The sequence below is a fragment of the Streptomyces sp. NPDC044002 genome (genome assembly GCF_056434525.1).
Map to the genome: position 1 here is coordinate 23,109 of NZ_JBWKEZ010000019.1, position 23,787 is coordinate 46,895.

20 protein-coding genes are annotated in these 23,787 nt (G+C 71.8%); 15 read left to right on the forward strand and 5 right to left on the reverse strand.

The window, feature by feature from the left end; genetic code table 11:
• Nucleotides 1-56 precede the first annotated feature (56 nt).
• The 8 genes from AC07A6_RS16705 to mutM all read left to right on the forward strand — a co-directional run bounded on the left by AC07A6_RS16705 (nt 57) and on the right by mutM (nt 8,312).
• Nucleotides 57-3,281: a helicase-related protein gene (locus AC07A6_RS16705; protein WP_478777578.1), complete on the forward strand. Its 3,225-nt coding sequence runs from the start codon at nt 57-59 to the stop codon at nt 3,279-3,281.
• 73 nt (nt 3,282-3,354) lie between these two features.
• Nucleotides 3,355-3,933, forward strand: a complete 579-nt coding sequence (gene rsmD, locus AC07A6_RS16710) for a 16S rRNA (guanine(966)-N(2))-methyltransferase RsmD (RefSeq protein ID WP_362457559.1) — start codon at nt 3,355-3,357, stop codon at nt 3,931-3,933.
• 14 nt (nt 3,934-3,947) lie between these two features.
• Nucleotides 3,948-4,427, forward strand: a complete 480-nt coding sequence (coaD, locus tag AC07A6_RS16715; protein WP_478777613.1) for a pantetheine-phosphate adenylyltransferase — start codon at nt 3,948-3,950, stop codon at nt 4,425-4,427.
• Between the two features lie 105 nt (nt 4,428-4,532).
• Nucleotides 4,533-5,564: a cell division initiation protein gene (locus AC07A6_RS16720; RefSeq protein ID WP_478777579.1), complete on the forward strand. Its 1,032-nt coding sequence runs from the start codon at nt 4,533-4,535 to the stop codon at nt 5,562-5,564.
• A gap of 129 nt (nt 5,565-5,693) precedes the next feature.
• On the forward strand, nt 5,694-6,341 hold the full coding sequence (locus AC07A6_RS16725; RefSeq protein ID WP_260618439.1) for a YceD family protein: 648 nt from the start codon (nt 5,694-5,696) through the stop codon (nt 6,339-6,341).
• Between the two features lie 2 nt (nt 6,342-6,343).
• Nucleotides 6,344-6,517 carry a 50S ribosomal protein L32 gene (rpmF, locus tag AC07A6_RS16730; RefSeq protein ID WP_003965982.1) on the forward strand — a complete coding sequence of 58 codons (174 nt, stop codon included), beginning with the start codon at nt 6,344-6,346 and terminating at the stop codon, nt 6,515-6,517.
• Nucleotides 6,518-6,536: 19 nt separating this feature from the next.
• Nucleotides 6,537-7,358 (forward strand): ribonuclease III, encoded by an 822-nt coding sequence (gene rnc / locus AC07A6_RS16735; RefSeq protein ID WP_385767459.1) that lies wholly within the window; start codon nt 6,537-6,539, stop codon nt 7,356-7,358.
• Nucleotides 7,359-7,442: 84 nt separating this feature from the next.
• Nucleotides 7,443-8,312 (forward strand): bifunctional DNA-formamidopyrimidine glycosylase/DNA-(apurinic or apyrimidinic site) lyase, encoded by an 870-nt coding sequence (gene mutM / locus AC07A6_RS16740; protein ID WP_478777580.1) that lies wholly within the window; start codon nt 7,443-7,445, stop codon nt 8,310-8,312.
• Here mutM and AC07A6_RS16745 read toward each other — a convergent pair.
• Nucleotides 8,285-8,689: a winged helix-turn-helix transcriptional regulator gene (locus AC07A6_RS16745; protein WP_362457569.1), complete on the reverse strand. Its 405-nt coding sequence runs from the start codon at nt 8,687-8,689 to the stop codon at nt 8,285-8,287. The genes mutM and AC07A6_RS16745 overlap by 28 nt on opposite strands.
• 129 nt (nt 8,690-8,818) lie before the next feature.
• Between AC07A6_RS16745 and AC07A6_RS16750 the strand changes: the two genes are divergently transcribed.
• A complete protein-coding gene (locus tag AC07A6_RS16750; RefSeq protein ID WP_362457572.1) occupies nt 8,819-9,430 on the forward strand; it encodes a flavodoxin family protein in 612 nt (203 codons plus the stop codon).
• Nucleotides 9,431-9,526: 96 nt separating this feature from the next.
• Here the strand turns inward: AC07A6_RS16750 and AC07A6_RS16755 are convergent, their stop codons facing one another.
• Complete coding sequence (locus tag AC07A6_RS16755; RefSeq protein ID WP_362457575.1) at nt 9,527-10,387, reverse strand: CAP domain-containing protein; 861 nt, start codon at nt 10,385-10,387, stop codon at nt 9,527-9,529.
• 132 nt (nt 10,388-10,519) lie between these two features.
• Here AC07A6_RS16755 and AC07A6_RS16760 point away from each other — a divergent pair, with 132 nt between their 5' ends.
• The 4 genes from AC07A6_RS16760 (at nt 10,520) to AC07A6_RS16775 (ending at nt 16,973) form a co-directional block, all read left to right on the forward strand.
• Complete coding sequence (locus AC07A6_RS16760) at nt 10,520-10,801, forward strand: acylphosphatase (RefSeq protein ID WP_007266807.1); 282 nt, start codon at nt 10,520-10,522, stop codon at nt 10,799-10,801.
• A 349-nt stretch (nt 10,802-11,150) separates the two neighbouring features.
• Nucleotides 11,151-11,366: a hypothetical protein gene (locus AC07A6_RS16765; protein WP_362457577.1), complete on the forward strand. Its 216-nt coding sequence runs from the start codon at nt 11,151-11,153 to the stop codon at nt 11,364-11,366.
• Between the two features lie 181 nt (nt 11,367-11,547).
• Complete coding sequence (locus AC07A6_RS16770; RefSeq protein ID WP_478777581.1) at nt 11,548-15,357, forward strand: AAA family ATPase; 3,810 nt, start codon at nt 11,548-11,550, stop codon at nt 15,355-15,357.
• Between the two features lie 182 nt (nt 15,358-15,539).
• The gene (locus tag AC07A6_RS16775; protein ID WP_385768807.1) at nt 15,540-16,973 is read left to right on the forward strand and encodes a sugar porter family MFS transporter; all 1,434 of its coding nucleotides are present in this window, start codon (nt 15,540-15,542) and stop codon (nt 16,971-16,973) included.
• A 44-nt stretch (nt 16,974-17,017) separates the two neighbouring features.
• Here the strand turns inward: AC07A6_RS16775 and AC07A6_RS16780 are convergent, their stop codons facing one another.
• Nucleotides 17,018-18,004 carry an LLM class flavin-dependent oxidoreductase gene (locus tag AC07A6_RS16780; RefSeq protein WP_478777582.1) on the reverse strand — a complete coding sequence of 329 codons (987 nt, stop codon included), beginning with the start codon at nt 18,002-18,004 and terminating at the stop codon, nt 17,018-17,020.
• A gap of 63 nt (nt 18,005-18,067) precedes the next feature.
• Nucleotides 18,068-19,579 carry a cytosine permease gene (locus AC07A6_RS16785; RefSeq protein ID WP_386274389.1) on the reverse strand — a complete coding sequence of 504 codons (1,512 nt, stop codon included), beginning with the start codon at nt 19,577-19,579 and terminating at the stop codon, nt 18,068-18,070.
• 143 nt (nt 19,580-19,722) lie between these two features.
• On the opposite strand from AC07A6_RS16785, the gene ftsY reads away from it, so the two are divergent.
• Nucleotides 19,723-20,943 carry a signal recognition particle-docking protein FtsY gene (ftsY, locus tag AC07A6_RS16790; protein ID WP_362457592.1) on the forward strand — a complete coding sequence of 407 codons (1,221 nt, stop codon included), beginning with the start codon at nt 19,723-19,725 and terminating at the stop codon, nt 20,941-20,943.
• 96 nt (nt 20,944-21,039) lie between these two features.
• On the opposite strand, the gene AC07A6_RS16795 is transcribed toward ftsY, so the two are convergent.
• Nucleotides 21,040-21,708: a bifunctional DNA primase/polymerase gene (locus AC07A6_RS16795; protein ID WP_125817072.1), complete on the reverse strand. Its 669-nt coding sequence runs from the start codon at nt 21,706-21,708 to the stop codon at nt 21,040-21,042.
• Nucleotides 21,709-22,115: 407 nt separating this feature from the next.
• On the opposite strand from AC07A6_RS16795, the gene nsdA reads away from it, so the two are divergent.
• Nucleotides 22,116-23,609, forward strand: coding sequence for a transcriptional repressor NsdA (nsdA, locus tag AC07A6_RS16800; RefSeq protein ID WP_385768799.1), 1,494 nt, complete (start codon nt 22,116-22,118; stop codon nt 23,607-23,609).
• The last annotated feature ends 178 nt before the right edge of the window (nt 23,610-23,787 follow it).

A 23,787-nucleotide genomic window follows, 5' to 3' on the forward strand; every position in this document is an offset into this window, starting at 1 on the left:
CCCGGCCCGGCCGAGCGGCGCCGTCGCAAGCCCGGCTGTCACTGGCAGGGGGGAAGATGGACCACGTGCCCGCGCTCGACGAAGACCTCAAGAAGACGCTCGGCCCCGCCACCGCCAAGGTGCTGGCCGAACAGCTCGGCCTGCACACGGCCCTGGACCTGCTCCACCACTACCCCCGGCGGTACGCCGAGCGCGGCGAGCTGACCTCGCTGGCGGACCTCGCGGACCAGATCGACGAGCACGTCACCGTCGTCGCCCAGGTCGCCGACGCCCGCCTGCTGACCTACCACGGCGGCCGGGGCGGCGGGAAGCGCCTCGAAGTCACCATCACCGACGGCAGCGGCCGCCTCCAGCTGGTCTTCTTCGGCGCCGGCGTCCACAAGCCGCACAAGGAGCTGCTGCCCGGCAGCCGCGCCATGTTCGCCGGCAAGGTCTCCCGCTTCAACCACAAGCTCCAGCTCGCGCACCCGGCGTACGAACCGCTCGGCGCCGACGCCTCCGACCGGGACGCCGCCACCGCCTTCGCCAACCAGCTGATCCCGATCTACCCGGCCTGCGCCAAGCTGGAGTCCTGGAAGATCGCCAAGTGCGTGGACGCGGTACTGCCCCGCGCCCAGGAGGCCGTGGACCCGCTCCCGCCCGCCCTGCGCGAGGGCCGCGGACTCGTCCCGCTCACCGAGGCCCTCCTCAAGATCCACCGCCCCGCCACCAAGGCCGACATCGAGGACGCCCGCCAGCGCCTGAAGTGGGACGAGGCCTTCGTCCTCCAGGTCGCCCTGGCCCGCCGCCGACACGCCGACTCCCAGCTGCCGGCCGTCGCCCGCCGCGCCGCCCCCGGCGGCCTCCTCGACGCCTTCGACGCCAAGCTGCCCTTCACCCTCACCGACGGCCAGCAGAAGGTCTCGAAGGAGATCTTCGACGACCTCGCCACCAGCCACCCCATGCACCGCCTCCTCCAGGGCGAGGTCGGTTCGGGCAAGGCGCAGCCGCTCGATGCCCAGGTGCTGACGCCGACCGGCTTCCGCGCCATGGGAGAGATGGCGGCGGGTGACGAGGTCATCGCACCGAACGGCGAGGTCGCCGTGATTGACGGCGTCTACCCGCAAGGTGTTCGCGACGTATGGCGCTTGGTCCTCTCCGACGGAAGCCGGGTCGAGTGCGACGACGAGCACCTGTGGATCGTGGCAACGAGCTGTGCCTGGGCCCGGGACGAACAACCCAAGGTCCTCACGACCAGGGAGATCCGCCATGACCTGTACAAGGCCAACGGTTCCTCGAAGTGGTACCTCCCGGCGGCCGTGGCCGCGGATCTGGATGCGGGTGGAGACCGGCCGCTCGACCCCTATCTGCTCGGAGTGCTCATCGGAGACGGGTCGTTCCGCCACGATCTGAGACTGTCCACGACAGATGACGAGATTCTGGCGGCGGTGGGCGCGGCCTTGGCACCCGAATGTGAATTGGCCGCGGTTCCGGGATCTTCGTGCGACTTCACCGTCGCCATGCGCCGGCCGAAGGGCGGCACCCGACGGAACCCTGTGATCCAGGCGCTGCGTGCCATGGGCCTGTGGGGACTGACCTCGCACGACAAATTCGTTCCGGACGCCTACCGAAACGCGACGGTCAAGGAGCGCCTGGCCATCCTGCAAGGGCTCATGGACACCGACGGCACGATCGGGAAGAGCGGCCTGGGGATCTCGTTCTGCTCGGCATCCGAGCGACTCGCCGGAGACGTGGCGTGGCTCGCCCGGTCCCTGGGCGGCCGAGCCCGGATCCGGCCGAAGACGAACGCCTTCGAAGTGGAGCTCACCCTGCCGAAGGATTTCGTGCCCTTCCGGTTGTCGCGGAAGGCAGGGCGGATGGCGCCCCGGACCAAGCACGACAACTTCCGGCGCGGCATCAGGGACGTCGAGTACGTGGGTCGCAAGCCCGTCCAGTGCATCAGCGTCAAGCACCCGAGCCGGGCGTACGTCACCGACCACTTCACCGTGACGCACAACACCATGGTGGCCCTGCGCGCCATGCTCGCCGTCGTCGACTCCGGCGGACAGGCCGCCATGCTCGCGCCCACCGAGGTGCTCGCCCAGCAGCACCACCGGTCGATCACCGAGATGATGGGCGAACTCGCCGAGGGCGGCATGCTCGGCGGCTCCGACCAGGGCACCAAGGTGGTCCTGCTCACCGGCTCCATGGGCACCGCCGCCCGCCGCCAGGCCCTGCTCGACCTGGTCACCGGCGAGGCCGGCCTCGTCATCGGCACCCACGCACTGATCGAGGACAAGGTGCAGTTCCACGACCTCGGCCTGGTCGTCGTCGACGAACAGCACCGCTTCGGCGTCGAACAGCGCGACGCCCTGCGCTCCAAGGGGAAGCAGCCCCCGCACCTGCTGGTCATGACCGCCACCCCGATCCCGCGCACCGTCGCCATGACCGTCTTCGGCGACCTGGAGACCTCCGTCCTCGACCAGCTGCCCGCCGGCCGCTCCCCGATCGCCACCCACGTCGTGCCCGCCAAGGACAAGCCGCACTTCCTCGCCCGGGCCTGGGAGCGGGTCCGCGAGGAGGTGGAGAACGGCCACCAGGCGTATGTGGTCTGTCCACGGATCGGCGACGGTGAGGACGACCCGAAGGGCAAGAAGAAGGCCTCCGCCGAGGACGAGGCCGAGAAGCGGCCCCCGCTGGCCGTGCTGGAGATCGCCGAACAGCTCACCCGCGGCCCCCTCGCCGGACTGTCCGTCGAGGTCCTGCACGGGCGGATGGACCCCGCCGACAAGGACGACGTGATGCGCCGCTTCGCCGCCGGCGAGGTCAAGGTGCTGGTCGCCACCACCGTCATCGAGGTCGGCGTGAACGTCCCCAACTCCACCGTCATGGTGATCATGGACGCGGACCGCTTCGGCGTCTCCCAGCTCCACCAGCTGCGCGGCCGCGTCGGCCGCGGCTCCGCCCCCGGCCTGTGCCTGCTGGTCAGCGAGATGCACGAGGCCAGCCCCGCCCGCGCCCGGCTCGCCGCCGTCGCCGCCACCCTCGACGGCTTCGAACTCTCCCGGATCGACCTGGAACAGCGCCGCGAGGGCGACGTCCTCGGCCAGGCCCAGTCCGGCGTCCGCTCCTCGCTGCGCATGCTCGCCGTCATCGAGGACGAGGAGGTCATCGCCCAGGCCCGGGAGGAGGCCACCCGCGCCGTCGCCGCCGACCCCGAGCTGGAGCACCTGCCCGGCCTGCGCACCGCGCTGGACGCCCTGCTGGACGCCGAGCGGGAGCAGTACCTGGAGAAGGGCTGAGGCACACGACCTATCGTTGGAGGCCAGAACGGAGGCCATGGCCTCCCCCGACCGCCCCAGCGAAGGACCCCAGATGACGCGCGTGATCGCCGGCACCGCCGGCGGCCGGCGGCTGGCCGTGCCGCCCGGCACCGGCACCCGCCCGACCTCCGACCGGATGCGCGAAGGGCTCTTCTCCACCTGGGAGTCCCTGCACGGCGTCGACGGCTCCCGCGTCCTCGACCTCTACGGCGGCTCCGGCGCCGTCGGCCTGGAGGCCCTCTCCCGGGGCGCCGCCCACACCCTGCTGGTCGAGGCCGACGCCAAGGCCGCCAAGGCCATCCGGGACAACATCAAGGCCCTGGGCCTGCCCGGCGCCGAATTCCGGGCCGGCAAGGCCGAGCAGATCGTGGCGGGCGCCGCATCCGGGGACCCGTACGACATCGTCTTCCTGGACCCCCCGTACGCCGTCGAGCACGCCGGTCTCGGCGAGATCCTCCTCACACTCCGCGCCAATGGCTGGCTCACGGACGACGCGCTCGTCACGGTGGAGCGCAGCACGAGGAGCGGCCCGTTCCCGTGGCCGGAGGGGTTCGAGCCGCTGCGTTCGCGCAAGTACGGCGAAGGCACCCTTTGGTACGGTCGCGCCGCCTTCACCAGCGAAGACTCATGAACGAGGGAGCTCAGTTGCGCCGCGCCGTCTGTCCGGGATCCTTCGACCCCATCCACAACGGACACCTCGACGTCATCGGACGCGCCGCCAGGCTGTACGACGTCGTGCACGTCGCCGTGATGATCAACAAGTCCAAGCAGGGCCTGTTCACCATCGAGGAGCGGATCGACATGATCCGCGAGGCGACCGCCGACTACGGCAACGTCCAGGTCGAGTCCTTCCACGGGCTGCTCGTCGACTTCTGCAAGCAGCGCGACATCCCGGCCATCGTCAAGGGCCTGCGCGCGGTCAGCGACTTCGACTACGAGCTCCAGATGGCCCAGATGAACATGGGACTGTCGGGCGTCGAAACGCTGTTCGTCCCGACCATCCCGACCTACAGCTTCCTGTCGTCCTCCCTGGTCAAGGAGGTCGCCACCTGGGGCGGCGACGTCGCCCACCTGCTCCCCGCGCACGTCCACGCGGCACTGGTCGAACGGCTGCGCGCGAAGTGACCCGGCGCCGGACGGGCCGGCCTTGCCCGGCCCGTCCCGCGCGTCCGCCCGGGGGCCCTACAGTCGTCTCTCGTCAGTCCTAGGCCGAGAGAGCGCGAGCCCCCCATGGACGTACAGAAGAAGCTGGACGAGATCGTCGCGGCCGTGGGCGGCGCCCGCACCATGCCGATGTCCGCCTCCTGCGTGATCAACCGCGCGGAACTCCTCGCCCGGCTCGAAGAGGTACGGGAGGCCCTGCCCGGCTCGCTCGCCCAGGCCCGGGAGCTCATCGGCGGCCGCGAACAGATGGTCGAGGAGGCCCGCCGGGAGGCGCAGCGCATCATCGAGTCCGCCCACGCCGAGCGGGGATCGCTGATCTCCGGCACCGAGATCGCCCGCCGCTCGCAGGGCGAGGCGGACCGGATCCTGGCCGAGGCGCGCCGGGAGGCCGCCGAGATCCGGGCCGAGGCCGACGACTACGTCGACAGCAAGCTCGCCAACTTCGAGGTCGTGCTGAGCAAGACCATCGGCTCGGTGGACCGGGGCCGGGAGAAGCTGCTCGGCCGCGGACCCGGCACGGACGGGCACGGCCGCGACGACAGCGGTGCCCCCGAGCCCAGCCACGACCCGGAGACCCGGCGCGAGCAGGCGGACGCGTACGTGGACCAGAAGCTCGCCACCTTCGAGGCGGTGCTCTCCAAGACCCTGGAGGCCGTCGGCCGGGGCCGCCAGAAGCTCCTGGGCCGGGTGCCGACGGACGACCTCGGCGCCCACATGGCCGCCCAGGACGCCGCCGGGGCCCAGGGGGCCCGCCCGACGAGCGACGCGGAGTTCCTGGCAGGCCTCGCGGACCCGGGTCCCGTGCCGCTGCCCGCCCAGCCGGAGCCGGTGTACGACGGCTACGCGGCGGCGTACCCGGCCCCGCACCCCCAGCAGGACGCCTATGCGTACCAGGACCCCTACGCGGGCTACCCGCAGCAGCAGCCGGACCCGTATGGCGGCTACCAGCAGCAGCCCGACCCGTACGCCTTCTACCAGCAGCCCCAGCAGCCCCAGCAGCCGCAGCACCCCCAGCAGCCGGCGCTCGACGAGACCAGCTTCTTCGACACGAGCATGATCAACCTGGAGCAGCTGAACCGGTACGGCCAGGGGCGCTGAGCCCGGATTGGGCTCAGAGCGAAGCGCCGGGTATCCTGGCTCTTCGGTCGCGCGTATGCGTCGCGATCCATGCTGCCCGTGAGCGGCGGAATTTTTGATCTTCAGCGATCTGTGAAAGCAGGAACGGCCCTGAACACCCGCCTCGACCACCGCAACCCCCTCGTGTTCGACACGCACGAGCTGGGCCGGCGTCCTGGTGCCATGCAGCGGCTGTCCCGCGAGATCCCGGCGCCGGCGGACTTCGGTCTCGTCGACGTCATCGGAGTGCCGGAAGGCGCGCCGCTGAAGCTCAACCTCCGCCTCGAGTCGGTCATGGAAGGGGTGCTTGTCACAGGCACCGTCCGTGCATCGGCGACGGGGGAGTGCGTAAGGTGTCTGGAGACCGTCGAGCGCGAGCTCAAGGCGGACTTCCAGGAGATGTTCTCGTACCCTGACGCCGACGACCGGGGCCGCCCCAAGGCGGAGCCGGCCGACGACGCCGAGGACGACGAGGACATGCTCTTCCTCGAGGACGGCTTGTTCGACCTCGAACCCGTGCTGCGCGATGTGGTGGTGCTCGCACTGCCCATGCAGCCGGTGTGCCGGGAGGACTGTCTCGGACTGTGCCCCGATTGCGGGCTCAGCCTGAACGACGACCCGGAGCACCACCACGACGCCGTCGACATCCGTTGGGCGGCATTGCAGGGACTCGTCACCGATCAGGGCGATGAGAAGGACAACATGAGCGGCACTGCGTCTGACGGAGTTCAGAGCGCCGCCGAGAAGCAGGAGAAGTAGCCGTGGCTGTTCCGAAGCGGAAGATGTCGCGCAGCAACACGCGCCACCGCCGGTCGCAGTGGAAGGCTGCGGTCCCCACCCTGGTTTCGTGTGAGCGTTGCCAGGAGCCGAAGCTCCAGCACATCGCGTGCCCGAGCTGCGGCACCTACAACAAGCGCCAGGTCCTCGAGGTCTGAGCGGCTGGTGAGAGGCGCAATGTCTGAGCTGTCCAACGCTGAGAAGCAGGCAGACAGTAACAACGCGGCCTCGTCCCACACGCTTCTGGAAGGGCGGCTCGGGTATCAACTCGAGTCCGCCCTTCTGGTGCGTGCGCTGACCCACCGTTCGTACGCGTACGAGAACGGCGGCCTGCCCACCAACGAACGCCTGGAGTTCCTCGGGGACTCCGTGCTCGGCCTGGTGGTCACGGACACGCTGTACACCACCCACCCCGACCTGCCGGAAGGCCAGCTGGCCAAACTGCGGGCCGCGGTGGTCAACTCTCGTGCGCTGGCGGAGGTCGGGCGCGGCCTCGAACTCGGCTCCTTCATCCGGCTCGGCCGGGGCGAAGAGGGCACGGGCGGCCGGGACAAGGCTTCCATCCTCGCCGACACCCTGGAAGCGGTGATCGGCGCGGTCTATCTCGACAAGGGCCTCGACGCGGCCTCGGAGCTGGTCCACCGGCTCTTCGACCCGCTCATCGAGAAGTCCTCCAACCTCGGTGCCGGCCTGGACTGGAAGACCAGTCTCCAGGAGCTCACGGCGGCCGAGGGTCTCGGCGTACCGGAGTACCTGGTCACCGAGACGGGCCCGGACCACGAGAAGACCTTCACAGCTGCCGCCCGCGTCGGTGGTGTCTCGTACGGCACCGGTACCGGCCGCAGCAAGAAGGAGGCGGAGCAGCAGGCCGCGGAGTCCGCCTGGCGCGGCATCCGCACCGCGGCGGACGAGCGCAAGGCGGCGGAAGCCGCTGCCGCCGCCGCTCCGGCACAGGGCGACGGGGCGCCGACGCCCGCCGACCCGGCGCCGGACGCCTGACCGCCTTCTTCTACAGTGACCCCGTCGCACCCCGGTGCGGCGGGGTTTCCTGTTCGACGCCGCGCTCCCTCCAGGAGGAACACCATGCCCGAGCTGCCCGAGGTGGAAGTGGTGCGCCGGGGCCTGGAGCGGTGGGTGGCCGGGCGGACCGTCGAGGCGGTGGAGGTGCTCCACCCCCGGGCCGTACGCCGGCACCTGGCGGGCGGCCCCGACTTCGCGGCGCGCCTGGCGGGGCAGACCATCGGGGTGCCGCGGCGGCGCGGCAAGTACCTGTGGCTGCCGTTGGAGGGCCGGGACCTGTCCGTCCTCGGGCACCTCGGGATGAGCGGGCAGCTGCTGGTGCAGCCGGCCGAAGCCCCCGACGAGAAGCACCTGCGGATCCGGCTGCGCTTCGCCGACGACACGGGCACCGAGCTGCGCTTCGTCGACCAGCGCACCTTCGGCGGGCTCTCGCTGCACGAGACCGTCCCCGGCAGCGCCGAGGGGCTGCCGGACGTGATCGCGCACATCGCCCGCGACCCGCTGGACCCCCTCTTCGACGAAGGGGCCTACCACCTGGCGCTGCGCGCCAAGCGCACCACCGTCAAGCGGGCGCTGCTGGACCAGTCGCTGATCAGCGGGGTCGGCAACATCTACGCCGACGAGGCCCTGTGGCGCGCGAAGCTGCACTACGAGCGCCCCACCGCGACCCTCACCCGCCCCCGGAGCGTGGAACTCCTCACGCACGTGCGGGAGGTCATGAACGCCGCACTCGCCGTCGGAGGGACCAGCTTCGACAGCCTGTACGTCAACGTGAACGGCGAGTCCGGCTACTTCGACCGGTCGCTCGACGCCTACGGGCGCGAGGGCGAGCCCTGCCGCCGCTGCGGCACCCCGATGCGCCGCCGGGCCTGGATGAACCGGTCCAGCTACTTCTGCCCGCGCTGTCAGCGGCCGCCGCGCGCCGCGTCGTAGGCCTCCCGGGAGGCGAGCACCTCGTCCATGCTGCGCTCCAGCAGCTGGATCAGGCCGTGCAGGCGGTCGGCGACCTCGCGCCCCAGGGGGGTCAGCTCGTAGTCGACGCGGGGCGGGTTGGTCGGCTGCGCCTCGCGCAGCACGAGCCCGTCGCGCTCCAGGGCGTGCAGCGTCTGGGAGAGCATCTTCTCGCTCACACCGTCGATCCGGCGGCGCAGCTCGTTGAACCGGCAGGGGCCCTCGATCAGTGCGCCCACGGTGAGGCTGCCCCATCGGCCGGTGACGTGTTCCAGGGTTTCGCGCGAGGGGCAGGCGCGCGCGAAGACGTCGAACGGCAGGTCGGCCGTGACGGCTTCGGGACAGGCGGGGTTCTCCATGGAAACTAGCGTACTCCTGGAGTGCGCTAACTGTCTGCTTGCGCTTTCCAAAAGTTAGTGCTTCTCTGGTCGCAGCGCAGTCCTGCGCCCCGGTCGCACTGCGCCGCCCGACGTTTTCGAGGAGAACCCATGTCCGCGAACACCCACACCCCCGTGGTCTCCGTCGCCTACCACTCCGGCTACGGGCACACCGCCGTGGTCGCCGAGGCCGTACGGGCCGGCGCCGCCGACGCGGGCGCCACGGTGCACCTGATCAAGGTCGACGAGATCACCGACGCCGAATGGGCGCTGCTGGACGAGTCGGACGCGATCATCTTCGGCTCGCCGACCTACATGGGCACCGCGTCGGGTGCCTTCCACGTCTTCGCCGAGGCCTCCTCGAAGCGCTGGTTCGGCGACGTCTGGCAGGACAAGGTCGCGGCGGGCTTCACCAACTCGGGCTCCAAGGCCGGCGACAAGCTGAACACCCTGCAGTTCTTCCAGGTCCTGGCCGCGCAGCACGGCATGAGCTGGGTCAGCCTGGGCCTGAAGCCGGGCTGGAACCACAGCGGCGGCGCCGAGTCCGACCTCAACCGCCTCGGCTTCTCCACCGGTGCGGCCGCCCAGACCAACAACGACGAGGGCCCGGACGCCGTCCACAAGTCCGACATCGCCACCGCCGAGCACCTGGGCCGGCGCGTCGCCGAGCACACCCGCGTGATCGTCGCGGGCCGTGCGGCCCTGGCGGCGGCCGGCGCCTGACACCTGCGCCACTCGCGCCACCCGCGCATACGCGGACGGGCGGACCACCCTCGGGTGGTCCGCCCGTCCGCGTTACGTGCACCGGGTCCGGACCGGTCAGAAGCCGAAGTCCTGGGTCCACCAGGGGCCGCCGGAGCCGAACCAGACGCCGACGCCCAGGGTGCGGAATTCGCAGTTGAGGATGTTCGCCTTGTGGCCGGGGCTGTTCATCCAGGCCTGCATCACGGACTTCGCGTCGCCCTGGCCGCGCGCGATGTTCTCGCCGCCCATGCCGGAGATGCCCGCGTTCTGGGCCCGCTGCCAGGGCGAGTTCCCGTCCGGGTCGGTGTGGTCGAAGAAGCCCCGCACGGCCATGTCCTTGCTGAAGGCGCCGGCCAGCGCCGCCAGCGGCGGGTTCGCCCGGACCGCTACGCACCCGGCCTGGGCGCGCTCCTGGTTCACGAGCGCGAGCACCTCGGCCTCCTCGGCGGACTGCCCGCCGTCGGCCGTCGGGGCGGCGGGCTTGGGGGCCGCGGGCGGCTTGGGGGCGGCGGGCTTCGGCGCGGCGCTCGTCTCCGGGGCCTTCTCCGGCGCCTTCTCCGGGGCCTTCGTGGAGGCCGAGGGCGACGGGGTTGCCGAGGGCGACCCGGACGGGGAGGGCGACGCCGACGGGGAGGCCGGGGCGGACGGGGTACCCGCCTGCGTGGCGCCGGCGGAAGCCCGGCCCGACAGGTTGGCCAGGCCGTTCGGCTGCCCCACCGGCTCGCGGGAGGCGGTGGCGGAGGGCTCGGCCCGGGCCTCCGTCTTCTCCCCGGCACCCGTGCCGACGTACGGGAAGGAGCTGCCGACCGGGACGAAGCCGGTCGTCACGGCCGCGGTGCCGAGGGCCACGGCCACGGACGCGCCGAGCAGCCCGGTGCGCACGGCGGTGCGCTTGGCGCCGCGCCGAGGTGCGGCGTGGAGTCGGTGGCGTCCCATGGGTGCCGTGCCTTCCCTTTGCAAGATCAACGTTTGCTCACCCGAAAGGGTGAGTCATTGGTGGGGGACTGTAGCCCATGGGACAAGGGGGGCGATGAGTCCCGGAACCGTTTGCCCGGTTAGCGTTCTTGCATGGATGAAGACGTGCGCATGACCGCCTGGGTGCGCGGCCGTGTACAGGGAGTGGGCTTCCGCTGGTTCACCAGGGCCAATGCCCTGGAGATCGGAGGTATGGCCGGCTTCGCGCTCAACCTCGACGACGGCCGGGTACAGGTCGTGGCGGAAGGTCAACGTGAGAATTGCCACCGGCTGCTCGACTGGCTCCGCTCCGCCGACACGCCCGGACGGGTGGACGGGGTGACAGAGATCTGGGGCACACCGCGCGGTGGCTACGACGGCTTCGAGATCCGGTGACCAATCGACTGATCATGGACTGATCAGACCCCCGGAACGCCCGCACCCGGTCGGATCTGCGCATTCGCCGCCGAGGCGTTGCCGGGGCGGTGGATCCGTGGAAGGCTCGGAGACGAGGATGATCCCTCCGCCCCTTGCGCGGACCGGGCCGCCCGCCGATACGGGGCGTGATCGTGTTGACCGTCAAACTTTTTGGTGAGACGCTGGAAGCCCCGCGCACCTGAGCTGTTTGGCAGTGGTGGCACCAGTAAGCGCAGTGACTGACTGTCGTTGCCGGACATCCGCGGGTGCGATTCCCTCACGACCCACACCGCTTCGGTCGGTCACTCAGTGTGGAGGACCATCCATCATGGCAAAGGCGCTTCTCGGTTACGTCGGCGGTTCCGACCCGCGACTCCTCGCCGAGATGCGACGGCTTCAGCAGCGCGTCCAGGACCTCGAGTCCGAGCTCGGACGGATCCAGTCCGAGAACGACGCTCTGACCGCGGCCGCCGCTCAGCACGGAGACTCGCTGCTCGACAGCATCGAGATCGACGTACCCCAGGCGGAGCCTGCGCTCACCTGATCCGCGCTCACTCGTCGTTCGACTCCAGCCCCGAATGATCTGCAAGGGACGCCCCGGCGTCCCTTCTTTCTTTCCGCCGCGCATCATGCGTTGGGCCAGGTGGGGGGCTGATTCCTTTAACGTCTGATGTGCCCTGCACCTTCATGGGTGAAACCGAACGTGAAAGGTAGAGTCCGGCGGCGTGCACCTCAAGTCCCTGACCCTGCGTGGCTTCAAATCCTTCGCCTCCGCCACCACCCTGCGCTTCGAACCGGGGATCACCTGCGTCGTCGGCCCGAACGGATCCGGCAAGTCCAACGTGGTGGACGCCCTCTCCTGGGTCATGGGGGAACAGGGAGCCAAGTCCCTGCGCGGCGGGAAGATGGAAGACGTCATCTTCGCGGGCACCACGGGACGCCCGCCGCTGGGACGGGCCGAGGTCTCCCTCACCATCGACAACTCCGACGGCGCCCTGCCCATCGACTACGCCGAGGTCACCATCACGCGGATCATGTTCCGCGGCGGCAGCAGCGAATACCAGATCAACGGTGACACCTGCCGGCTCCTCGACATCCAGGAGCTGCTCTCCGACTCCGGCATCGGCCGCGAGATGCACGTCATCGTCGGCCAGGGGCAGCTCGACTCCGTTCTGCACGCCGACCCGACGGGCCGCCGCGCCTTCATCGAGGAGGCCGCGGGCGTACTGAAGCACCGCAAGCGCAAGGAGAAGGCCCTGCGCAAACTCGACGCGATGCAGGCCAACCTCGCACGGGTGCAGGACCTGGCCGACGAACTCCGGCGCCAGCTCAAGCCCCTGGGCCGGCAGGCGGCGGTGGCCCGCCGGGCCGCCGTGATCCAGGCCGACCTGCGCGACGCGAAGCTGCGGCTGCTCGCCGACGACCTGGTGGCGCTGCGGGGCGCGCTGGACGCGGAGATCGCGGACGAGGCCGCGCTCAAGGAGCGCAAGGAGTCCGCGGAACGGGACCTCGCCGACGCGCTGCGCCGGGAGGCCGAGCTGGAGGAATCGGTACGCCGCCTCGCGCCGCGGCTGCAGCGGGCCCAGCAGACCTGGTACGAGCTGTCGCAGCTCGCCGAACGGGTGCGCGGCACCGCCTCGCTGGCCGAGGCCCGGGTCAGGAGCGCGTCCGCACCGGTGGAGGAGGAGCGGCGCGGCCGCGACCCCGAGGACCTGGAGCGGGAGGCCGCGCGGATCCGGGAGCAGGAGGCGGAGCTGACCGCGGCGCTGGAGGCCGCGGAGCGGGCCCTGGAGGACACGGCCGCGCACCGGGCCGAGCTGGAGCGGGCCCTCGCGGAGGAGGAGCGCCGGCTGCGGGACGCCGCGCGGGCCATCGCCGACCGGCGTGAGGAGCTGGCCCGGCTGACCGGCCAGCTGGGGGCGGCCCGGTCGCGGGCGGGCGCGGCGCAGGCGGAGATCGAGCGGCTGGTGGCGGCCCGGGACGAGGCGGAGGCCCGGGCGGTGGCGGCCCGGGAGGAGTACGAGGAACTGGCCGCGGAGGTCGGCGGGCTCGAAGACCCTTCGGTGGAGGGGGAGTACGAGGCGGCGAAGGCCGAGCTGACCGGGGCGGAGGCCGCGCTCGGCGCCGCCCGGGAGGCGCTGGGCTCGGCGGAACGGTCCCGCGCGGCGGTGTCGGCGCGGCGGGAGGCGCTCGCGCTGGGGCTGCGGCGCAAGGACGGGACCGGGGCGCTGCTCGCGGTGCGGGAGCGGCTGGCGGGGGTGCTGGGGCCGGCGGCGGAGCGGGTGTCGGTGGTGCCGGGGTACGAGGTCGCCGTGGCCGCCGCGCTGGGGGCTGCCGCGGATGCGGTGGCCGTGGCCTCGGCGGGGGCGGCGGCCGGCGCCATCCGGCACCTGCGGGATGCCGATGCGGGGCGGGCCACGTTCCTGATCGCGGGTCCCGCCGGCGCCGGGATCCCGGGGCAGGGCCCCACGACCCCGGGCGGGGCCGCACTGCCCGGGCAGGCCCAGGGCCCGGGAGACTTCCCCCACCCCGCCCCTTCCCGCAACTGGGGCTCCGCCCCAGCCCCCGCGCCTCAAACGCCGGCGGGGCTGGAAGTGCGGGGCTCCGCCCCGGACGCCGCGCCTCAAACGCCGGCGGGGCTGGAAGTGCGGGGCTCCGCCCTGGACGCCGCGCCTCAAACGCCGGCGGGGCTGGAGGTGGCGGCGGTGAACCACGGAGCCGTGGCTCAGGCTGCGTACCTGGAGGCCGCTTCGCTCGTGCGCGGGGACGACGAGGTGCGGCGGGCCGTGGCGTGGGTGCTGCGGGAGCACGTCGTGGTCGGGAGCCTGGAGGAGGCCGAGGCGGTCGTCGCCGCGCGGCCGGACCTGGTCGCGGTCACCGCCGACGGGGACGTGCTCGGCGCCCACCTCGCGCACGGCGGCTCCGCGGGCGCGCCCAGCCTGATCGAGGTGCAGGCCGCCGTCGACGAGGCGGCGGCGGAACTGGAGCGGCTGGACGGCGAGTGCCGGGAGCTGGCCGGGGCCGAAGAGGCGGCCCGGCACCGGCGCGAGGGCGCGGCGGCCCGCGCCGAGGAACTGGCGGAGCTGCGCCGGGCCGGGGAGAAGGCCCGCGCCGGGGCCGCCCAGCAGCTGGGCCGGCTCGCCGGGCAGGCGAAGGGCGCCCAGGGCGAGGCCGAGCGCAGCGCCCGGGCGGCGGCCACCGCCCAGGAGGCCCTCGAACGCGCGCGGCTCGACGTGGAGGAGTGCGCGGAGCGGCTCGCGGTCGCCGAGGAGATGCCGCTGGCGGAGGAGCCCGACACGTCGGCCCGGGACCGGCTTTCCGCCGACGGGGCGAACGCCCGGCAGACCGAGATGGAGGCCCGCCTCCAGCTGCGTACGCACGAGGAGCGGGTCAAGGGCCTGGCCGGCCGGGCCGACGCGCTCGACCGGGGCGCCCGTGCCGAGCGCGAGGCCCGGGCCCGCGCGGAGCGGCGCCGGCAGCGTCGGCGGTACGAGGCCGAGGTGGGCGGGGCCGTAGCCGACGGGGCCCGGCAGCTGCTGGCGCACCTGGAGGTGTCGATCGGCCGGGCGGAGCTGGAGCGTTCGGCCGCCGAGCACGCCAAGGGGCTGCGCGAGCAGGAGCTCGGCGAGGCCCGCGGCCGGGGCCGCGACCTCAAGGGCGAGCTCGACAAGCTGACCGACTCCGTGCACCGGGGCGAGGTGCTCGGCGCCGAGAAGCGGCTGCGGATCGAGCAGCTGGAGGCGCGGGCGCTGGAGGAGCTGGGCGTGGAGCCCGCCGCCCTGGTGGCGGAGTACGGGCCCGACCAGCCGGTGCCCCCGTCCCCGCCGGCCGAGGGCGAGGTGCTCCCGGAGGACCCGGAGCACCCCCGCAATCTGCCGGGCCCCTTCGACCGGGCCCGCCAGGAGAAGCGGCTCAAGGCGGCCGAGCGGGCCTACCAGCAGCTGGGCAAGGTCAACCCGCTGGCGCTGGAGGAGTTCGCGGCGCTGGAGGAGCGCCACCAGTTCCTCAGCGAGCAGCTGGGCGACCTGCGGAAGACCCGTGCCGACCTCCTTCAAGTGGTGAAGGAGGTCGACCAGCGGGTCGAGCAGGTCTTCACCGAGGCCTACCGGGACACCGCCCGGGAGTTCGAGGGGGTGTTCTCGCGGCTGTTCCCAGGCGGCGAGGGCCGTCTGGTGCTCACCGACCCGGACGACATGCTGGCCACCGGGGTGGACGTCGAGGCCCGGCCGCCGGGCAAGAAGGTCAAGCGGCTGTCGCTGCTGTCGGGCGGCGAGCGGTCGCTGACGGCCGTGGCGCTGCTGGTCTCCATCTTCAAGGCGCGGCCCAGCCCGTTCTACGTGATGGACGAGGTCGAGGCGGCGCTGGACGACACCAACCTCCAGCGGCTGATCCGCATCATGGAGGAGCTCCAGGAGAGCTCGCAGCTGATCGTCATCACGCACCAGAAGCGGACGATGGAGGTCGCGGACGCCCTCTACGGCGTCTCGATGCAGGGCGACGGGGTCTCGAAGGTCATCAGCCAGCGGCTCCGCTGAGGCCTACAGCTTCAAGAAGTGAAATCAAAGCCCTACTGCTGAACTTAATCCGACCTTCACATCACCTATTGACTTCAGGAAATGAACACATAGGCTCTGTGCTGCCTCCCGCCTTCCAGTGGTGCCCGATCTTGACCTGTGCGCCACTAGGAGAACGGACAGAACCCCCCACGGAGCACACCTTGACCAGCAGCACTGCGCAGGCACCGGCGCCCGGCGGCGGACGCGCGTCCCAGCCCGACCACCTCGGGCACGTCATCTTCATCACCGCGGCCGCGGCCATGGGCGGATTCCTCTTCGGCTACGACAGTTCCGTCATCAACGGCGCCGTCGTCGCCATCCGCGACCGCTTCGACATCGGTTCGGCCGCACTCGCCCAGGTGATCGCCGCCGCCCTGATCGGCTGCGCCCTCGGCGCCGCCACCGCCGGCCGCATCGCCGACCGGATCGGCCGCATCCGCTGCATGCAGATCGCCGCCGTGCTCTTCACGGCCAGCGCCATCGGCTCGGCCCTCCCGTTCGCGCTCTGGGACCTCGCCGTGTGGCGCGTCATCGGCGGCTTCGGCATCGGCATGGCCTCCGTCATCGGTCCCGCCTACATCGCCGAGGTGTCCCCGCCCGCCTACCGGGGCCGGCTGGCCTCCTTCCAGCAGGCCGCCATCGTCATCGGCATCGCCATCTCGCAGCTGGTCAACTGGGGCATCCTGAACCTCGCCGACGGCGACCAGCGCGGGAAGGTCGGCGGGCTCGAAGCCTGGCAGTGGATGCTCGGCGTGATGGTGGTCCCGGCCGTGCTCTACGGGCTGATGTCCTTCGTCATCCCCGAATCGCCCCGCTTCCTGATCTCCGCCGGGCGTACCGAGGAGGCCCGCAAGGTGCTGGCCGAGGTCGAGGGGAGCAAGGTCGACCTCGACGGGCGCGTCGCCGAGATCGAGGCGGCCATGCGCTCCGAGCACAAGTCCACCTTCAAGGACCTGCTCGGCGGCCGCTTCGGCCTGATGCCCATCGTCTGGATCGGCATCGGCCTCTCGGTCTTCCAGCAGCTCGTCGGCATCAACGTGATCTTCTACTACAGCTCCTCGCTGTGGCAGTCCGTCGGCATCGACCCGACCAGCTCGTTCCTGTACTCCTTCACCACGTCGATCATCAACATCGTCGGCACGGTGATCGCGATGATCTTCGTGGACCGGATCGGCCGCAAGCCGCTCGCGCTGATCGGCTCGGCGGGCATGGCCGTCTCCCTCGGCCTCTGCGCCTGGGCGTTCTCGTACAAGACCGGCACCGGCGACGACATCTCCATGCCCGACACCCAGGGCACCGTCGCGCTGATCGCCGCGCACGCCTTCGTCCTCTTCTTCGCCCTCTCCTGGGGCGTGGTGGTGTGGGTGCTGCTCGGCGAGATGTTCCCCAACCGGATCCGCGCCGCCGCGCTCGGCGTCGCCGCCGCGGCCCAGTGGGTCGCCAACTGGGTCATCACCGTCACCTTCCCGACCCTGTCGGACTGGAACCTGTCCGGCGCGTACGTCATCTACACCGTCTTCGCCCTGCTCTCGATCCCGTTCATCCTCAAGTGGGTGCCGGAGACCAAGGGCAAGGCGTTGGAGGAGATGGGGTAACCAACCCCCGCCACCACCCCTCTCCTCCGCGGTACTGCCCCGGCTCAGTCCTTGAGCCGGGGCAGTACCCGTTCGCACAGGAGCCGCAGGCTGCGCCACCCCTCCTCCAGCGGCATCCCGCCGCACAGCGGGTGCAGTACGAGGTTGCCCGCCTCGCCCGCTCCGCGCGCGTACGCCACCGCCTCCTGCGGGTCGAGGATCCGGTAGACCCCCTCCGCCCGCAGCTCACCGACCGTGCGGGCGCCGGACCGCACCGCCGAGCGGATGTCCTTGGACTGCCAGGAGGCGTACATCCCCGCCTCGTGCAGGAAGTGCTTCCCGTACAGCGCCCACGCCCGCTCCGGGTCCTCCGACACGTGCAGCAGCGGGGTCTCCCGCGCCGGCATCATGCAGAAGCCCTCGGTGCCGTACTCCGCGAGCCGCTCCGCGTAGTACGCCTCCAGCTCCGGCAGGTGCGCGCTCGGGAAGAACGGCAGCCCCAGCCGGGCCGCCCGCCGCGCCGCCGCCTTCGAACTCCCGCCCACCAGCAGCATCGGGTGCGGCCGGGTGAACGGAACCGGGGTCACCTTCACGGTGCGGCCGCGGAACTCGAAGGGCTCGCCGGTCCAGGCCTTCAGCAGGGTCTCCAGCAGCTCGTCCTGGAGCCGGCCGCGCCGCCCCCACTCCACCCCGTGCTGCTCGTACTCCTCGGGCCGGTAGCCGATGCCCGCCACGGTCACCAGCCGCCCGCCGCCGATCAGGTCCAGTACGGCGATGTCCTCGGCCACCTTCAGCGGGTCGTGCAGCGGGCCGATGATCGCCGAGACGGTGACCGCGATCCGCCGGGTGGCGCCGAGGACGGCCCCGGCGAACGCGAAGGGGGAGGGCAGCCAGTTGTTGTCGGTGCCGTGGTGCTCCTCGGTCTGGATCGTGTCGATCCCGTGCTCGTCGGCGTACCGGGCCATCTCCACCGCGGCCTGGTAGCGGGCGGCCAGCGTCGCGGGGGTGCCGTCGGGGTCGATCAGGTTGAACCGGGCCACGGTGATGGGCATGGGAAGTCCCCCTTCGCCGGATGCGGACGGTCGGGCGAGGGGGGGACGTTAGCTGACGTAGCGTCAGTTGGACAGGGTTCCTGCCGGGACGTGCTCCGCACCGGACTCCGGCGCCGCCGGGGCGGGGGTCCGAGGCAGTACGGCGTACAGCGCGGCGGAGACCAGGATGCCGGTCACCCAGCCGAGGCCGTTCTCGCCGATCCAGGTGGAGGCCAGCGGCCCGCTGAACCAGTCCACCTTGGTGAACAGCAGCCCCGCCACCAGGGCCGCACCCCAGGCCGTCATCGCCTGCCAGGCGAAACCGCCCCGGTACCAGTAGGCGCTGCCCGGCGTGGTGTCCAGCAGCGCGGCGCCGTCGTAGGAGGGGCGGCGCAGCATGTCCACGCCGAAGACGCCGATCCACGCGGAGAAGGCCACGGCCAGCAGGGTCAGGAAGGAGATGAACGAACCGAAGAAACTGGTCGCCACCACCATCAGCAGGAAGCCGAAGACCAGGCTGATGACGGCGTTGACGCTGACCGCCCAGGCGCGCGGCACCTTGATGCCCAGGGTCTGCGCGGTGAACCCGGCCGAGTACATCGACATCGAGTTGATCAGCAGCATCCCGATCAGCGCGATCAACAGGTAGGGCACCGCGATCCAGGTCGGCAGCAGCTCGCCGATGAAGGACACCGGGTCCTGCGCGCTCGCCAGGTCCGGCGTGCCGACGGCCATCACCGCACCCATCAGCACCATCGGCAGGACCACCACGCCCGCGCCGCCGATCGTCGCGCCGACCATCCCCCTGGCGGACGCGGTGCGCGGCAGGTAGCGGGTGAAGTCCGGACCGGACGGCACCCAGCTGATGCCGCCCGCCGCGATGGTGCCGATGCCCGCGACCATCATCGCCGTGGAGCCGGCCGGCTTGCCGAAGACGGCCGACCAGTCGGTGGTGAAGAGCAGGTAGCCGAGGACGAGCACGCTGAAGCCGCCGAAGAGGTACGTCGACCACTTCGAGCAGACGCGCAGCGCGTTGATGCCCAGCCCCGAGACCACGAAGGTGCAGCCCACGAAGAAGAGCAGGGTGACCACGATGAGCGCGGTGTTGCTCTTCACGCCGAAGAGCAGGTCCAGGACGGTCAGCACGGCATAGGCGCCGCTGACCGCGTTGATGGTCTCCCAGCCCCAGCGCGCCACCCAGATCAGGGCGCCGGGGAAGAGGTTGCCGCGCTGGCCGAACACGGCACGCGAGAGCGCCATGCCCGGCGCGCCGCCGCGCTTGCCGGCGATGGAGATCAGGCCGACGATCCCGTACGAGACGACGGGCGCGGCGAGGGCGACGACCAGCACCTGCCAGATGTTGAGCTTGTTGAAGATCACCAGGCCCGCGCCCATCGTGAGCAGCAGCACGCTGATGTTCGCGGCGACCCAGGTCGGCACCAGCTCGCGGACCCGGCCGGTGCGCTCGGCGTCCGGCACGGGCTCCAGTCCGCGGGTCTCGGCGGCGTTCTTTCCGGTGGCCTGGGCTGCTGCGGTTCCGGCTGCGGTCTCGGCCGGTATGGCGCCGGTGGCGGGCTCGGCGGTCTCGGCGGGCATGCGGTTGCTCCGTGGGGCGTGCGAGGACGGGAAGTCGTCCATCATCGTAGATTTGCGCCGAATTGCATAAATAGGGGCTTAGGGCCCGGTACGGGTGCCGAGGTCCGGGCTCCGGGGCGCCGGTGGCGGATACTGGACGCGTTATGGAAATCCTCATCCTTGCCGTAGTCATCGCCCTGGTCGCGGTCGGCGCGATCAGCGGGCTCGTGGTCAGCAGCCGCAAGAAGAAGCAGCTGCCCCCCACGGCGCCGCCGAGCACGCCGACCATCACTGCTCCGCCCGCCGAACCGCAGGTGGGGGAGGACTCCGCCCCGACGGTCGAAGAGCCGCGCCGGACCATCGAGGAGGTCGTGCTCCCCGAGGCGGAGGCCGCGGCCCCCGAGGCCGAGGCGCCCGTCGCCGAGCCCGAGGCCCCGGCCGCGCCCGAGATCGAGGTGCCCGAGCCCACCGCCGGCCGCCTGGTCCGGCTGCGCGCGCGGCTCGCCCGTTCGCAGAACTCGCTCGGCAAGGGGCTGCTCACGCTGCTCTCGCGCGAGCACCTCGACGAGGACACCTGGGAGGAGATCGAGGAGACCCTCCTCATCGCCGACGTCGGTGTCGCGCCGACGCAGGAACTGGTCGAGCGGCTCCGCGAGCGGGTCAAGGTGCTCGGCACCCGCACCCCCGCCGAGCTGCGCACCCTGCTGAAGGAGGAGCTGCTGACCCTGGTCGGCACCGACTTCGACCGCGCCGTGAAGACCGAGAGCGCCGCCGACGCCCCGGGCGTCGTGATGGTCGTCGGCGTCAACGGCACCGGCAAGACCACCACCACCGGCAAGCTCGCCCGGGTGCTCGTCGCCGACGGCCGCAGCGTGGTGCTCGGCGCCGCCGACACCTTCCGCGCCGCCGCCGCCGACCAGCTCCAGACCTGGGGCGAGCGCGTGGGCGCCCGTACCGTCCGCGGCCCCGAGGGCGGCGACCCGGCCTCCATCGCCTACGACGCGGTCAAGGAGGGCATCGCCGAGGGCGCCGACGTGGTGCTCATCGACACCGCCGGCCGGCTGCACACCAAGACCGGCCTCATGGACGAGCTCGGCAAGGTCAAGCGCGTCGTGGAGAAGCACGGCCCGCTGGACGAGATCCTGCTGGTCCTGGACGCCACCACCGGCCAGAACGGCCTGACCCAGGCGCGCGTCTTCGCCGAGGTCGTGGACATCACCGGCATCGTGCTCACCAAGCTCGACGGCACCGCCAAGGGCGGCATCGTCGTCGCCGTCCAGCGCGAGCTGGGCGTCCCGGTCAAGCTCGTCGGCCTCGGCGAGGGCCCGGACGACCTGGCCCCCTTCGAGCCGGAGGCGTTCGTGGACGCCCTCATCGGCGACTGAGGCACCGGCATCACCGACGCCGCGCCGAAGGGCTTACGCAGACCAGTGCCCCCGTGTCCGTCCAGGACCCGGGGGCACTGCCGTGGGCGGGGGCCGTCAGCGGCGGAAGCGGTGACAGGTGTAGGCGAGGGTGCCGAGCAGCAGCCGGGCCTGCGGGGGGCCGCCCGCACTGTCCAGCGCGGGCCCGCGCAGCCAGGTGGCTGGGCCCAGGCCCGCGTGGTCGCAGGGCGGGGCGGTCAGGAAGGCGCCGCGGCCCAGGGCGCGCAGGTCCAGGTCGGCGTCGTCCCAGCCCATCCGGTACAGCAGCTCGGGCAGCTCGGCGGCGGCGCCCGGGGCGACGAAGAACTGCGCCCGGCCGTCCGGGGTGGCCGTCACGGGCCCCAGCGGCAGGCCCATCCGCTCCAGCCGGACCAGGGCGCGCCGCCCGGCCTCGGCGGAGACCTCGATGACGTCGAAGGAGCGGCCCACGGGGAGCAGCACCGCCGCGCCCGGGTACTCGCCCCAGATCTCGGAGACCTCGTCCAGGGTGGCGCCCCCCGGGACGGTCGGAGCGAAGTCCAGCGGGTGCGCCCCCGGCGCGCCGCAGTTCGTATGACCGCAGGAGCAGTCGCGGCCCGGACCCGCGGCGCGGGCACCGGGGACCGCGTCCCAGCCCCAGAGCCCGGTGTACTCCGCCACCGTCGTGCACTCCGAGGTCCGTCCGCGGCGCCGGACGCCGGAACGGAACTCCTTGGTGCTGCGGCTGCCGCCGATCGTGAAGCCCATGCCCATGCCCCCTCCAACGGGTCGGACGCGCCGGTGGTTACGACGTCGGCGAGACCTGTCGGAGGCCGGGCGGAGCGCGACGTCCACCGGAGCCGCCCGGCGCACTCCTCGCCGCGCGCGCCCCGAGCGCACTCCCGTCCAACCACTGTCGTTTCGCCTTGGTGTCAAGTGAATCGCGCCTGGCCGGTGGCGAGTTCATTCGAAGGGGTGGCGAATGGTGGCGTTTCTGGAATCGACCTCGCCGACGGGGTGATCGTAGGATTACTTTCGGTGCACGAACCTGGACGGCGGACCCCAACCGTGGGTATGCCGGAGGCAATCGGTGGAGGACTTGTGAAGGTCCCTGGCGGAGTCGGCCGCCCCGGCCAGGGTTCGTGTGAAGAGGCGATGCGGATGGGGGCGTTCCAGTGAGCGGCAACGGCGCAAGCGGAACGAGCGGCGAATCCGCTGTCCGGAACGAACAGCTGACCTCGTGGTTCGTCCGCAGCGGCTGGTCCAAGGGCGAACTCGCCCGCCAGGTCAACCGCCGCGCGCGTCAGATGGGCGCCCACCACATCAGCACCGACACCTCCCGCGTGCGCCGCTGGCTCGACGGCGAACAGCCCCGCGAACCCGTCCCGCGCATCCTCTCGGAGCTCTTCTCCGAACGCTTCGGCTCCGTCGTCGCCATCGAACAGCTCGGCCTGCGCACCGCCCACCAGACCCCCTCCGTCTCCGGCGTCGACCTGCCCTGGGCCGGCCCGCAGACCGTGGAACTGCTCAGCGAGTTCTCCCGCAGCGACCTGATGCTCGCCCGCCGCGGCTTCCTCGGGACCTCCCTCGCCCTCTCCGCCGGCCCCGCCCTCATCGAGCCCATGCAGCGCTGGCTCGTCCCCTCCCCGGCCGCCGACCTCGGACCGCGCCCCGACGCCGGCCCGTCGGGCGCGCTCGGCGGACACCGGCCGCCCCGGCTGTCCGAGCCGGAACTCGACCTCCTCGAAGCCACCACCGTGATGTTCCGCCAGTGGGACGCCCAGTGCGGCGGCGGACTGCGGCGCAAGGCCGTCGTCGGACAGCTCCACGAGGTCACCGACCTGCTCCAGGAGAGCCACCCGGCCCCGGTCATGAAGCGGCTGTTCAAGGTCGCCGCCGAACTCGCCGAACTCGCCGGCTGGATGAGCTACGACATCGGCCTGCACCCCACCGCGCAGAAGTACTTCGTCCTCGCACTGCACGCCGCGAAGGAAGCCGGCGACAAGCCGCTGGGCTCCTACATCCTGTCCGGCATGAGCCGCCAGATGATCCACTTGGGCCGCCCCGAGGACGCCCTGGAACTGATCCACCTCGCCCAGTACGGCAGCCGCGACTGCGCCGGACCGCGCACCCAGGCCATGCTGTACGCAATGGAGGCCCGGGCCTACGCCAACATGGGCCAGCCCAGCCGCTGCAAGCGGGCCGTGCGGATGGCCGAGGACACCTTCTCCGACGTCGGCTTCGACTCCGAGCCCGAACCCGACTGGATCCGCTTCTTCTCCGAGGCCGAGCTCAACGGCGAGAACTCGCACTCCTACCGCGACCTCGCCTACGTCGCGGGCCGCAGCCCCACCTACGCCTCCCTCGCCGAACCGGTCATGGAACGGGCCGTGGAACTCTTCGCCAAGGACGGGGAGCACCAGCGCTCGTACGCCCTGAACCTCATCGGCATGGCCACCGTCCACCTGCTCCAGCGCGAGCCGGAACAGGCCACCGTCCTCGTGGACCAGGCCCTCGACGTGGCGAGAAAAGTACGGTCCGAACGGGTGAACACCCGGCTCCGCAAGACCGTCGACACCGCCGCCCGTGAATACGGGGACGTGGCCGAGGTGGTCCGGCTGACCGACCTCCTCGCCTCCCGGCTGCCCGAGGCCGCCGAGGCCGTCTGAGCCGCCCCGAGGCCCCCGGCGCGCGCCTGACGTGCGCCCGACCCCCGCCTGACCCTCACATGACCCGGACCGGACCCGTACCTCACCGGTTCATGGAGGCGTAACACGCCCGACCTCTTCGTCATCGGAGCGAAACACCCAGCGGCGCCGCCGGAAACCGTCCTGCGCGAATCTCAGG

Coding starts and splice junctions, on each gene's coding strand:
- AC07A6_RS16705 (WP_478777578.1), top strand. CDS start 57: ATGGACCACGTGCCCGCGCTCGACGAAGACCTCAAGAAGACGCTCGGC.
- rsmD (WP_362457559.1), top strand. CDS start 3,355: ATGACGCGCGTGATCGCCGGCACCGCCGGCGGCCGGCGGCTGGCCGTG.
- AC07A6_RS16720 (WP_478777579.1), top strand. CDS start 4,533: ATGGACGTACAGAAGAAGCTGGACGAGATCGTCGCGGCCGTGGGCGGC.
- rnc (WP_385767459.1), top strand. CDS start 6,537: ATGTCTGAGCTGTCCAACGCTGAGAAGCAGGCAGACAGTAACAACGCG.
- mutM (WP_478777580.1), top strand. CDS start 7,443: ATGCCCGAGCTGCCCGAGGTGGAAGTGGTGCGCCGGGGCCTGGAGCGG.
- AC07A6_RS16745 (WP_362457569.1), bottom strand. CDS start 8,689: ATGGAGAACCCCGCCTGTCCCGAAGCCGTCACGGCCGACCTGCCGTTC.
- AC07A6_RS16750 (WP_362457572.1), top strand. CDS start 8,819: ATGTCCGCGAACACCCACACCCCCGTGGTCTCCGTCGCCTACCACTCC.
- AC07A6_RS16755 (WP_362457575.1), bottom strand. CDS start 10,387: ATGGGACGCCACCGACTCCACGCCGCACCTCGGCGCGGCGCCAAGCGC.
- AC07A6_RS16760 (WP_007266807.1), top strand. CDS start 10,520: ATGGATGAAGACGTGCGCATGACCGCCTGGGTGCGCGGCCGTGTACAG.
- AC07A6_RS16765 (WP_362457577.1), top strand. CDS start 11,151: ATGGCAAAGGCGCTTCTCGGTTACGTCGGCGGTTCCGACCCGCGACTC.
- AC07A6_RS16780 (WP_478777582.1), bottom strand. CDS start 18,004: ATGCCCATCACCGTGGCCCGGTTCAACCTGATCGACCCCGACGGCACC.
- AC07A6_RS16785 (WP_386274389.1), bottom strand. CDS start 19,579: ATGCCCGCCGAGACCGCCGAGCCCGCCACCGGCGCCATACCGGCCGAG.
- ftsY (WP_362457592.1), top strand. CDS start 19,723: ATGGAAATCCTCATCCTTGCCGTAGTCATCGCCCTGGTCGCGGTCGGC.
- AC07A6_RS16795 (WP_125817072.1), bottom strand. CDS start 21,708: ATGGGCTTCACGATCGGCGGCAGCCGCAGCACCAAGGAGTTCCGTTCC.